The 12,759-nt window shown below is 38.5% G+C and carries 11 protein-coding genes; 10 read left to right on the top strand and 1 reads right to left on the bottom strand.

What is annotated here, in order from left to right:
- The first annotated feature begins 352 nt into the window (after window positions 1–352).
- Both spo0A and BTHG_RS21840 read left to right on the top strand, forming a co-directional pair.
- Window positions 353–1,147, top strand: a complete 795-nt coding sequence (gene spo0A, locus BTHG_RS21845) for a sporulation transcription factor Spo0A (RefSeq protein ID WP_010284542.1) — start codon at window positions 353–355, stop codon at window positions 1,145–1,147.
- 184 nt (window positions 1,148–1,331) lie between these two features.
- A complete protein-coding gene (locus BTHG_RS21840; RefSeq protein ID WP_010284541.1) occupies window positions 1,332–2,060 on the top strand; it encodes a glycerophosphodiester phosphodiesterase in 729 nt (242 codons plus the stop codon).
- A 17-nt stretch (window positions 2,061–2,077) separates the two neighbouring features.
- Here the strand turns inward: BTHG_RS21840 and BTHG_RS21835 are convergent, their stop codons facing one another.
- Entirely contained in the window at window positions 2,078–2,341 is a 264-nt protein-coding gene (locus BTHG_RS21835; protein WP_010284540.1) for a DUF2627 domain-containing protein, read from the bottom strand.
- Window positions 2,342–2,515: 174 nt separating this feature from the next.
- Between BTHG_RS21835 and BTHG_RS25605 the strand changes: the two genes are divergently transcribed.
- The 8 genes from BTHG_RS25605 to BTHG_RS21790 all read left to right on the top strand — a co-directional run bounded on the left by BTHG_RS25605 (window position 2,516) and on the right by BTHG_RS21790 (window position 12,658).
- Window positions 2,516–4,237 (top strand): sigma-54 interaction domain-containing protein, encoded by a 1,722-nt coding sequence (locus BTHG_RS25605; protein WP_010284539.1) that lies wholly within the window; start codon window positions 2,516–2,518, stop codon window positions 4,235–4,237.
- Between the two features lie 162 nt (window positions 4,238–4,399).
- Window positions 4,400–5,305: a phosphate butyryltransferase gene (gene yqiS, locus BTHG_RS21820; RefSeq protein WP_010284538.1), complete on the top strand. Its 906-nt coding sequence runs from the start codon at window positions 4,400–4,402 to the stop codon at window positions 5,303–5,305.
- A gap of 33 nt (window positions 5,306–5,338) precedes the next feature.
- The gene (gene bcd / locus BTHG_RS21815; RefSeq protein WP_010284537.1) at window positions 5,339–6,436 is read left to right on the top strand and encodes a branched-chain amino acid dehydrogenase; all 1,098 of its coding nucleotides are present in this window, start codon (window positions 5,339–5,341) and stop codon (window positions 6,434–6,436) included.
- Between the two features lie 244 nt (window positions 6,437–6,680).
- Window positions 6,681–7,790 carry a butyrate kinase gene (buk, locus tag BTHG_RS21810; protein WP_010284536.1) on the top strand — a complete coding sequence of 370 codons (1,110 nt, stop codon included), beginning with the start codon at window positions 6,681–6,683 and terminating at the stop codon, window positions 7,788–7,790.
- A 33-nt stretch (window positions 7,791–7,823) separates the two neighbouring features.
- On the top strand, window positions 7,824–9,245 hold the full coding sequence (gene lpdA, locus BTHG_RS21805; protein WP_010284535.1) for a dihydrolipoyl dehydrogenase: 1,422 nt from the start codon (window positions 7,824–7,826) through the stop codon (window positions 9,243–9,245).
- Between the two features lie 84 nt (window positions 9,246–9,329).
- Window positions 9,330–10,325: a thiamine pyrophosphate-dependent dehydrogenase E1 component subunit alpha gene (locus BTHG_RS21800; protein WP_010284533.1), complete on the top strand. Its 996-nt coding sequence runs from the start codon at window positions 9,330–9,332 to the stop codon at window positions 10,323–10,325.
- 12 nt (window positions 10,326–10,337) lie between these two features.
- Entirely contained in the window at window positions 10,338–11,321 is a 984-nt protein-coding gene (locus BTHG_RS21795) for an alpha-ketoacid dehydrogenase subunit beta (RefSeq protein ID WP_010284532.1), read from the top strand.
- 50 nt (window positions 11,322–11,371) lie between these two features.
- Window positions 11,372–12,658, top strand: coding sequence for a dihydrolipoamide acetyltransferase family protein (locus tag BTHG_RS21790; RefSeq protein WP_010284530.1), 1,287 nt, complete (start codon window positions 11,372–11,374; stop codon window positions 12,656–12,658).
- Window positions 12,659–12,759: the final 101 nt, after the last annotated feature.

The raw sequence follows: 12,759 nt of genomic DNA, 5'->3' as shown, positions 1-12,759 counted from the left end.
CTTCATGAGCGTACGAGGGAGGCAAGCAACGCGGTATGCGAGCGTTTGTCAACAGTCTGAGGCGAGCTAAATGCTCGCTTTTTTCTATTTGTTTGAATAAACATATCGCCAAATGATGAATGAGAATATATAATGAAACCGTATAAAGATTTTTCGACAAAACCTAAATTTCATCAAGAAATATTGACGTTTTAAGTCGAAATCTTAAGTATAATGGAGAATAATTTATTTTTCAATAAATTTTTCCTATTTTTTAAAAAAATAAAGGAATTTATATTGCATTGTCGAATTCTTTCTTTAGAATAAAGAATATATACAAATTTTCTGGATTTAAGCTTGAGGAGGAAATAGAGTGAAAAAAATTAAAGTTTGCGTGGTTGATGATAACAGAGAACTCGTTAATTTACTTGATGAATATTTATCTAGCCAAGACGATATTGAAGTCTTAGGTGTTGCATACAATGGCCAGGATTGCCTTACAATGCTTCAAGAAAAGCAGCCGGATGTTCTCGTTCTCGATATAATTATGCCTCATTTGGATGGATTAGCTGTGCTAGAAAAACTCCGTGAATCTAATCTTGAAAAACAGCCTAATGTAATCATGTTAACAGCATTTGGGCAAGAAGATGTGACGAAAAAGGCCGTCGATTTAGGTGCGGCATATTTTATTCTCAAGCCATTTGATATGGAAAACCTTGCGAGTCGAATTCGTCAAGTAAGTGGGAAAGCTACTCCTATTATTAAACGGAACTCAGCAAACTCTGTTGTTCGATCACAAACAGAAAATGGACCTAAAAATTTAGATGCGAGCATTACAAGTATTATTCACGAAATTGGAGTTCCTGCACATATTAAAGGATATCTATATTTACGTGAAGCCATTTCAATGGTATACAATGATATTGAATTATTAGGATCCATTACAAAGGTTCTTTATCCTGATATTGCAAAGAAGTTCAATACAACTGCAAGCCGGGTAGAGCGTGCAATTCGTCATGCAATCGAAGTTGCTTGGAGCCGTGGTAATATTGATTCTATTTCTAGTCTGTTTGGTTATACGGTAAGTATGTCTAAAGCAAAACCTACAAATTCCGAATTCATCGCCATGGTAGCTGATAAGCTTCGTCTTGAGCACAAAGCTTCTTGAGAGGGTAAGGAATAGTTACAATCGAAAATATCTCATCTTATAATAGAAAAACACCGTTTTCAAAGTGAAAAGGGTGTTTTTTTATGATTTGTTACTGAAATTTTCAACTGCTCTCATATTTCTTTTTCCCTATAATAAAATTACTCTATAATGGAAATATACCAAAAAAAGGAGAATATCAAGCATGAAAACAAAAATTTTTGGGCATAGGGGCTCAGCCGGAACACACCCAGAAAATACAATGATATCCTTTAAAGAGGCTGCAAGGGTTGGTGCTGAAGGTATTGAGTTAGATATTCAAATGACAAAAGATGGGGCTATTGTAGTCATCCATGATGAAACCGTTAAACGAACAACAAATGGAAAAGAGAAAGGTTGGGTTAAGGATTATACATTAAAACAAATCAAAAAAATGGATGTTAGCTACAAGTTTAAAGAGAAATATGGAAACTGCGAAATTCCGACCCTTGAGGAAGTGTTTGACTGGGCGAAGTCGAACCAGATGCTAATAAATGTTGAATTTAAAACAGGATTGGTTTCCTATAAGGGGATTGAGGAAAAAACGATTAAAATGATAACCGACTATGGACTTGAAGATCGAATCGTTATATCAAGTTTTAATCACTACAGTCTACTCAAATGCAGGCAGCTATCGAGTACAATTGAGTTGGCTATATTATATATGGAAGGCCTTTACAAACCGTGGGATTATGCAAAACGTCTTGAGGTAAATGGCATTCATCCTTATCATCAGACTATAAATAAAGAAATTGTGGAGGAGTCGAAACGAAACGATATCGTGGTTCGCCCATTTACAATAAATGATGAGAAAAAAATGAAACAACTTATCGATTTTGGTTGTACTGCTATTATCACAGATTATCCAAAAAAGGCCGTAGCTATAAGAAAATAATCCTGCTAAAAGCAGGATTATTTATTTTGCTCTCCCGTTGGAGAGCTATCATTTTGAAATTTTTCTTGAACTTTGTTTCTTTTACGGTCACGGTGGAGAATAAATCCTCCGATAAAGGAAAGACCAGCAATAAAGAAAATGAGACCAATGATAAATTGTAACATTAAGGAAGGAATTGGACTGTGCAACACACCAAAAAACATATCCCTCATAAATTTAATTCCAACCCCTGCAATAATTCCAGGTATTAAAAGCACGATTAGAGCAAGTATACGCTGCATAATTGAATTCCTTTCAAATAAGACTACCTATTATTAATTTAAGCCATTAATAAAATTTGTCAAGAAGGAGGTTTCGGGTTATTATAAAGGTGTGCATTTTTTTGCAAAAGAAACTTTAGAGGTGTGTAAAATATTGCAAAATCCTACGTTATCAATAGGGAGGTGACATTGGTTATGCAGAAGGTTATGGTAGATTTGATTTTAGATTCAACCCATGATGGAATGATTGTCATTGATATTAATAGCCAAGTCATCTTACTAAACAACAGTGCGTCTAGGATGATTGGAGTCGCGAAGGAAGATGCAGTTGGAAAGCATATATATGAATGTATTCCTGAAAGTAGATTACCTGAAATTTTAAGGACAAGGGCTGTTGAAGTAAACCAGGAATTTGTTCTGAAAAACGGACGAAAAATCATTACAACCCGAATTCCGATGATTAATGAATCGGGAATGCTATTAGGTGCATTTGCTGTATTTAAAGATATTACTGAAGTTGTAGATTTAGCTGCAGAAATCACAAATTTAAAAGAGATACAAACAATGCTTGAAGCAATCATTCAATCTTCTGATGAAGCGATCTCTGTAGTTGATGAGGATGGAAAAGGTATTTTAATAAATCGTGCGTACACTCGAATTACCGGACTTGAAAAGGAACAAGTTATCGGAAAACCTGCAAATGCGGATATTTCAGAAGGTGAAAGCATGCATATGCAGGTATTGAAAACTAGAAGACCTGTTAGAGGTGCACGGATGAAAGTCGGCCCTCATGAAAAAGATGTGATTGTTAATGTTGCTCCAGTAATTGTGGATGGAAAGCTAAAAGGTAGTGTTGGTGTCATCCATGATGTATCTGAAATTAGTCAACTTACGTCCGAATTAAATAGAGCAAGACATATCATCCGGTCACTTGAAGCGAAATATACGTTCGATGATATTATTGGTTCTTCAGAAGAAATGGAATTTGCAATCGAACAAGCAAAACTTGGTGCAAAAACACCTGCAACGGTTTTACTTAGAGGTGAATCGGGGACCGGTAAAGAATTGTTTGCCCATGCGATACATAATGAAAGTAAACGGAAATTTAATAAGTTTGTTCGTGTGAATTGCGCGGCTATTTCAGAATCACTTTTAGAAAGTGAACTATTTGGATATGAAGAGGGCGCCTTTTCGGGAGCAAAGCGTGGTGGCAAACGCGGCATCTTTGAGGAAGCGAATAATGGAAGTATATTCTTAGATGAAATTGGGGAGATGTCATTAAATACCCAAGCCAAATTACTAAGGGTTCTGCAAGAACGAGAAATTGTTCGGGTGGGTGGAACTAAGACAATTCCGATTGATGTAAGAATCATAGCTGCAACAAATGTTAATTTAGAAAAAGGAATTGGAAATGGAACTTTTAGAGAGGATCTTTATTATCGATTAAATAAAATCCCCATTTACATTCCATCTCTCCGGATGAGGAAACAAGATATTAAACCATTAGCAGGGCATCTGCTTCATAAAATTAATCAGGATTACGGACGGAATGTCGAGGGACTAACAGAAGAAGCTATCGATTATTTGTATGAATATAATTGGCCTGGTAACGTAAGGGAGCTTGAAAATGTCCTAGGCAGAGCTGTAATCTTTATGAATTATCAGGAAAGACTAATTGATGTTAAACATATTCAACCATTACATAGTACGGGTGAAAAAGCCCCTGTGAAACAAACATTATCCGAATCTGAAATTAAGGACGTCCCTTTATCAGATTTAGTGGAAAAATTCGAGGCGAAGGTAATCGCTGAAGTATTACTTTTAAATGGTGGAAATAAAACGGCAGCTGCCAAATCATTGGGGATATCACTAAGAAGCCTGTATTATAAGCTGGAAAAATATAACCTTGCAAATTAAGGCACGCAATTTCTTGCAAACTGTGCAAAAAGCTGCAGAGGAAATTTTGGGTAAAGTTAATAAAGTGAAGCGCTTACAAAATATTTTTTGTTGGCATGATTTTTGCATATTAATAAAGTGCAAAAAACAAAGGGGAATTTTGATTGAAAAGAAGGTAGCCTAATGAAACTAACAAATCTTATCAAAAATGCTACGAGAAAATCACCAGTTACCGTTGCAGTTGCAGCAGCAGAGGATGAAGAAGTACTTGAAGCAGTTGTTGAAGCTGTTGATCACAAGCTTGCCCGTTTTTTGTTGTTTGGGAATCAAGAAAAAATTGAAAAAATCCTTTCAAGAAATGGGGGCAATACAACAGAATATGAATCACTAGTTGTCGTAAATACATCTTCGGTTGAAAAAGCAGCAGTGGATGCTGTAAAAGCAGTTCATGATGGTAAAGCTGATGTTTTAATGAAAGGGAACATTCCGACATCAACTATTCTTAAAGCGGTATTGAATAAAGAATATGGACTACGAACAGGAAATGTTTTATCACACGTTGCTGTTTTTGAAGTACCTGATTATGACCGCTACGTAATTGTTACAGATGCAGCAATGAACATAGCTCCAGGGCTTCAGGAGAAGGTGCAAATCTTAAATAATGCTGTAACGGTTGCAACATCAATTGGTATACCCTTACCAAAAGTAGCACCCATTGCAGCTGTTGAAATGGTGAATCCAGCAATGCAAGCAACATTAGATGCAGCTGTTTTAACCCAAATGAATCATCGTGGGCAAATTCAAAATTGTATTGTCGATGGGCCATTAGCGCTTGATAATGCAATTTCAATCCTTGCAGCAGAACACAAAGGAATCACAAGTGCAGTGGCTGGACAGGCTGATATCTTGCTTGTTCCAACGATTGAAGTTGGAAATGCATTATATAAATCTTTAGTTTATTTTGCAAAGGCGGAAGTAGGGGCTGTGATTGGGGGAGCTCGTGCACCGATTGTCTTAACTTCCAGGGCCGATTCAGCAAAAAGTAAATTATATTCAATAGCTTTGGCAGTATGCTCTGTCAATAGATAATCAAGTTTAGTCAATCTTAGGAGGAACATACACATGGAAATCTTTAGTTATATGGAAAAATATGATTATGAGCAATTGGTATTTTGTCAGGATAAACAATCTGGATTAAAGGCGATTATCGCGATACATGATACAACCTTAGGACCAGCACTTGGTGGTACACGTATGTGGACATACGCTTCTGAAGAAGCCGCAATTGAGGATGCACTCAGACTAGCTAGAGGAATGACATACAAAAATGCGGCAGCAGGCTTAAATCTTGGAGGAGGTAAAACCGTTATTATCGGTGACCCTCGTAAAGATAAAAATGAAGAAATGTTTCGTGCATTTGGACGTTATATTCAAGGCCTAAACGGACGTTATATAACAGCTGAAGATGTAGGGACAACAGTAGCGGATATGGACATTATTCATGAAGAAACCGATTTTGTTACTGGTATCTCTCCAACATTTGGTTCATCAGGTAACCCATCACCAGTAACAGCTTTTGGAGTATACCGTGGTATGAAGGCTGCAGCAAAAGAAGCATTTGGTTCCGACTCGCTTGAAGGAAAGACTGTGGCTGTTCAAGGTGTTGGAAATGTGGCGTATACACTTTGTAAATACCTTCATGAAGAAGGAGCGAATTTAATCGTAACAGATATCAACAAGGACGCTGTTAATCGTGCCGTTAACGATTTTGGTGCAAAGGCTGTAGACCCTAATGATATTTATGGTGTGGAATGTGATATTTATGCACCTTGTGCACTTGGTGCAACAGTAAATGATGAAACAATCCCACAATTAAAAGCAAAGGTCATTGCAGGTTCAGCAAATAATCAATTAAAAGAGCCGCGTCATGGTGATATCATTCATGAATTAGGAATTGTCTATGCTCCTGACTATGTTATTAATGCTGGCGGAGTTATCAACGTTGCTGATGAACTATACGGCTACAATCAAGAGCGCGCACTTAAGAAAGTTGAGTCGCTTTATGACACAATTGAAAAGGTAATTGAAATCGCGAAAAGAGATGGAATTCCAACTTATCAGGCTGCAGATCGCTTGGCAGAAGAACGAATTGAAAAAATGAGAAGTTCTCGTAGCCAATTTTTACAAAATGGGCATCACATTTTAAGTCGCAGAAAATAGCAATAGCGTAAGGCACCAGGTTTATTGGCGACAAGCATAAGAGTAGCGCTGACAGAAGATGCATTTTACCTTCCGAAGCGATTAGCTTGGACCAAATATTCGATGTTGCCTTGAGCTAGCCATAAAAACTAGGTCAATTCGAGGGAAGGCATGGGCAAAGCTTTTCCTCCTTTTTACCTTTTAATTTGATGCAACAATCATTCAGCAAAAGAAACACTGCCTACAAGCACTGGAGGTTTCAATATTGCAGGACAAAGAATATCGAATTCTCGTTATCAATCCAGGATCAACCTCAACGAAAATTGGTGTTTATGATAATGAACGTTCTGTTTTTGAGAAGACGATTAGACATGAACGAAGAGAACTAGAAGCTTTTGAAAATATCATTGATCAATATGATTTCCGAAAAACAACGATTCTGCAAAACTTAGATAATGAAGGTATTAATATTTCAAAACTAAGTGCCGTTTGTGGTAGGGGAGGGTTATTAAAACCGATCCAAGGTGGAACCTACAAGGTAAATGATGAGATGCTTCATGATTTACGGATTGGATATGCTGGACAGCATGCTTCAAACCTCGGAGGTATTTTAGCATATGAAATTGCATCTGGGTTAAATATTCCGCCATATATAGTTGATCCCGTCGTTGTTGATGAACTTGAACCTATCGCAAGAATTTCAGGATTTCAACTGATTGAGAGAAAGAGCGTTTTTCATGCACTTAATCAAAAGGCAGTTGCGAGAAGAGTTGCGAAGAATCTAGGGAAAACCTATGAAGAATTAAATTTAATTGTCACCCATATGGGCGGTGGAATAACTGTCGGTGTCCATAAACATGGGAAGGTTGTGGATGTAAATAATGGGTTGCATGGTGACGGACCATTTAGCCCAGAGCGTGCTGGGACAGTTCCTGCAGGGGACTTAATTGATCTTTGTTTTTCTGGTCAATATTTTCGAGAAGAAATCATGAAAAAACTTGTCGGCCAAGGTGGTTTAGTCGGTTACCTTGGGACGAATAACGCTGTAGAAGTCGAAAAAATGATTGAAAAAGGGGACGAAAAAGCAAAATTAGTCTACAAGGCGATGGCATATCAAATTGCCAAAGAAATAGGAGCCGCCAGCGCAGTCCTGTCTGGACGTGTAGATGCCATCATTTTAACCGGTGGATTAGCGTATGGAAATGAATTTATATCCGAAATTTCTAACCATGTAAATTGGATTGCGGATGTCATTATCCAGCCAGGTGAAAATGAATTACGAGCATTGGCAGAAGGTGCTTTGCGTGTGCTACGAGGGGAAGAGCAGGAGAAAGAATATCCTGGAAAGCCGCTTCAAACCCCAGTTTTAAAATAGGAGCTTAATATGAAGCTAAGAAGGTGAGTAGTTATGTCAAAGGAATATGATTTAGTGATTTTAGGAGGGGGTACTGGCGGATATGTCGCTGCAATTCGTGCCTCACAACTAGGACTCAAAGTGGCAGTTGTTGAAAAGGGTAAACTTGGAGGGACTTGTTTACATGCTGGTTGTATCCCGAGTAAAGCTCTACTTAGAAGTGCAGAAGTGTTTGCAACAACGAAAAGAAGTGAGGAATTTGGTGTAATTACAAAAGATGTTACATTAGACTTTTTAAAGGTACAGGAACGGAAAAACAAAATCACCGAACAGCTTTATAAAGGTGTGCAGCATTTAATGAAACAAGGAAAAATTGATGTAATTGAAGGATATGGACGTATTTTAGGACCTTCGATATTTTCACCGATTCCTGGAACGATTTCAGTCGAAATGAACAATGGTGAGGAAAATGAAATGTTGATACCTAAAAACATAATCATTGCGACTGGATCACGACCAAAATCTTTACCAGGCCTTGTAATTGATGGGGAATATGTACTAACTTCGGATGAAGCTTTACAAATGGAAAGTCTTCCAAAGTCAATCGTAATTGTTGGCGGAGGTGTAATTGGAATTGAATGGGCATCGATGCTACACGATTTCGGTGTTGAAGTTACTGTCCTTGAATATGCTGATCGAATCCTTCCAACAGAGGATCATGAAATTTCAAAAGAAATGCAACGTTTATTAAAGAAAAAAGGTGTAAAACTTGTGACAGGTGCGAAGGTGTTACCTGAAACCCTAGAAAAGGGAGAAGGAATTACAATTCAAGCAGAGCATAAAGGTGAAACCAAATCTTTTACTGCTGAAAAGGTTCTTGTATCAGTTGGCCGACAAGCAAATGTTGAGAATATTGGACTTGAAAATACGGAAATCGTTTTAGAAAAAGGTTATATCAAGACAAATGAATTTTTCCAAACAAAAGAATCTCATATTTATGCAATTGGAGACGTAATTGGTGGACTTCAACTTGCACACGTCGCCTCCCATGAGGGGATTGTTGCAGTTGAGCATATTGCAGGTGAAAATCCTATTCAAATTGATTATTCACTCGTCTCAAAATGTGTTTATAGTAGTCCAGAGGTAGCGAGTGTTGGCTTTACCGAAGTGGAAGCGAAAGAAAAAGGCTTCACAGTTAAAGTAGGTAAGTTTTCATTCAGGGCAATTGGAAAAGCACTTGTTTTTGGTGAGTCAGATGGATTTGTAAAACTTGTTGTCGATGAAGTAACAGATGATTTACTAGGAGTTCATATGATTGGACCGCATGTAACAGATATGATTTCAGAGGCTGGTTTAGCAAGAGTGCTAGATGCGACCCCTTGGGAGGTTGCACACACCATCCATCCACATCCGACGTTATCAGAAGCAATCGGGGAGGCGGCTTTAGCTGTTGATGGAAAGGCAATCCACGCATGAACCTTTTGATTGTATCGCATTTGTTAGGATGTAAAAGATTGTCCGAATCTGCATCCATTATGATTTTATAAGGAGGTATTTATAATGTCCGAAAATCGTCATCAAGAATTAGGATTAAGTGATGAAATGGTTCTGGAAATGTATGAAACGATGCTGTTAGCTAGAAAAATTGATGAGAGAATGTGGTTATTAAACCGTGCGGGAAAAATTCCATTTGTGATTTCCTGCCAAGGGCAAGAAGCAGCGCAAGTAGGAGCGGCATTTGCCCTCGACCGTGAAAAAGATTATGTCTTGCCTTATTACCGTGATATGGGGGTTGTTCTTACATTTGGAATGACGGCAAAGGAATTAATGTTGTCTGGATTTGCAAAGGCTGAAGATCCCAACTCAGGTGGTCGTCAAATGCCAGGTCACTTTGGTCAAAAGAAGAATCGCATTGTAACGGGTTCTTCACCAGTAACAACACAGGTTCCACATGCAGTTGGTGTGGCACTTGGGGGAAGAATGGAAGGAAAGGATTTAGTTACTTTTGTTACTTTTGGAGAAGGTTCTTCTAACCAGGGCGATTTCCATGAAGGTGCGAATTTCGCAGCGGTTCATAAACTACCGGTCATCTTTATGTGCGAAAATAATAAATACGCTATTTCTGTACCATATGACAAACAAGTAGCCTGTGAAAAGATTTCCGACCGCGCCATTGGGTATGGAATGCCTGGAGTGACGGTTGATGGAAATGATCCACTTGAAGTATATAAAGCAGTTAAAGAAGCAGCAGACAGAGGTCGCCGAGGGGAAGGGCCGACCTTAGTTGAGACAATTTCGTACCGTTTAACTGCACATTCATCTGATGATGATGATCGTGCATATCGTGAGCAGGAAGAAGTTGCTGAAGCAAAGAAAAATGACCCAGTCCTCTCATTTTCGGTGTATTTGAAGGAAGTAGGGGTTCTTGATGAGGCAAAAGAAAAGGATATCGCTGATCGTATTGCAAAGCTTGTGAATGAAGCGACAGATTATGCTGAAAATGCTCCGTATGCTGAGCCAGAACATGCTCTTAAATATGTATATGCTGAACAGTAAGGGGGAAAAAGAATGCCAGTAATCTCATATATTGATGCCGTAACTATGGCAATTCGTGAAGAAATGGAACGAGATCCTAAAGTTTTTATAATGGGCGAGGACGTTGGAAAAAAAGGTGGAGTCTTTAAAGCAACAAATGGACTCTATGAAAAATTTGGTGAACAGCGCGTAATCGATACTCCATTAGCAGAATCAGCTATTGCAGGTGTTGGAATCGGTGCAGCAATGTATGGAATGAGACCAATTGCAGAAATGCAATTTGCTGATTTTATTATGCCAGCTATCAATCAAATTATCTCGGAAGCTGCTAAGGTACGATATCGATCAAACAATGATTGGAGTTGTCCTATTACAATCCGTGCTCCATATGGTGGTGGAGTGCATGGCGCACTATACCATTCACAATCTGTTGAAGCAATTTTTGCAAATCAACCTGGTTTGAAAATTGTGATGCCTTCTACCCCTTATGATGTAAAAGGGTTGCTAAAAGCTGCTATTCGTGATGAGGATCCTGTGTTATTTTTTGAACATAAACGTGCCTATCGTTTAATTAAAGGCGAAGTACCTGAGGATGACTATGTGTTGCCGATTGGGAAGGCTGATATAAAGCGTGAGGGTGACGATATTACGGTTATTACCTATGGTTTATGTGTTCATTTTGCCTTGCAGGCTGCAGAGCGACTTGCAAAAGATGGAATTCAAGCACATATCCTTGACTTACGTACAGTATATCCACTTGATAAAGAAGCAATTATTGAAGCTGCATCAAAAACAGGCAAAGTCTTGCTGTTAACTGAAGACAATAAAGAAGGAAGTATTATGAGTGAAGTTTCTGCAATCATTGCTGAAAATTGCTTATTTGATTTGGATGCACCGATTAAGCGACTTGCAGGTCCAGATGTGCCTGCTATGCCATACGCACCAACAATGGAAAAATACTTCATGGTAAATCCGGACAAAGTCGAAAAAGCAATGAGAGAACTGGCCGAATATTAATTTTATGTGTGCAGAAGTTCTATTCTGCTTTAACAGAGGAGGTTTCATGATTGGCAACTGAAAAAATAACGATGCCCCAACTCGGCGAGAGTGTTACAGAAGGTACCATTAGTAATTGGCTTGTATCAGTGGGGGACACAGTAAACAAATATGACCCATTAGCTGAAGTCATGACAGATAAAGTGAATGCTGAGGTACCTTCTTCTTTCGCGGGCACAATTAAAGAGCTAATTGCGGAAGAAGGAGAAACACTTGCAGTTGGTGAAGTGATTTGTGTAATTGAAACTGCTGGTGGCAAGTCCGAAGGGGAAGCATCTCCAAGCAATGGAAATCAAAAAACTGTAGAAACGACAACAGAGGTAGTGGAAGAGCAAAGTGATACCTCGAAAAAATCACGTTATTCACCTGCTGTCTTAAAGCTTTCACAGGAACATAATATCGACTTGTCGCAAGTAAAAGGAACAGGTGCTGGCGGAAGAATAACACGTAAGGATCTGCAAAAGCTGATTGAATCAGGTCAAATTCCGACCCCTGATCAACATGCAGACAGAGTGGCTAGTCCACCACTAGCGAGTCAGCAGACTGCTAGCACTCAAGTTAGCAAGCCAGCTCCGGCACCGAATGTACCTGTTTCCGCAGGTGATGTTGAAATACCAGTTACAGGAGTTCGAAAAGCTATCGCTGCGAACATGCTGCGGAGTAAACATGAAGCGCCACATGCTTGGACAATGGTTGAAGTGGATGCTACCAATATGGTAGCATTCAGAAATTCAATAAAAAATGAATTTAAGCAAAAGGAAGGCTTTAACCTTACATTCTTTGCATTTTTTGTAAAAGCAGTAGCCCAAGCTCTTAAGGAATTTCCACAAATTAATTCGATGTGGGCCGGTGATAAAATTATTCAGAAAAAGGATATTAATATATCAATTGCGGTTGCTACAGAAGATGCATTGTTTGTTCCTGTGATTAAGAATGCGGATGAAAAATCAATCAAGGGGATTGCACGAGAAATCTCTGATTTGGCGGCGAAAGTTCGAGCTGGAAAACTTTCAGCGGACGATATGCAAGGTGGTACCTTTACAGTGAATAATACGGGCTCATTTGGATCTGTTCAATCAATGGGAATTATTAATTATCCGCAGGCAGCTATTTTACAGGTTGAATCTATCGTACAACGACCGGTTATCATTAATGGCATGATTGCAGTTCGCGACATGGTAAATCTCTGCATGTCTCTAGACCATCGCGTATTAGACGGACTTGTTTGTGGACGTTTCCTTGCCAGAGTGAAAGAAATCATTGAGAATACTACGAAAGAAAATACATCCATTTACTAAGACATTGCTTATGCAGTGTCTTTTTTTAGTTTAAGGACTGTAATAGAAATTTGATTTCATTGCGACATCTGTTTTTATATACTAAAATTAATCTATAGTTG

This window comes from Bacillus timonensis (assembly GCF_000285535.1).
Classification (GTDB): domain Bacteria; phylum Bacillota; class Bacilli; order Bacillales; family Bacillaceae_L; genus Ferdinandcohnia; species Ferdinandcohnia timonensis.
This window is presented reverse-complemented; position numbering and strand designations above follow the sequence as displayed.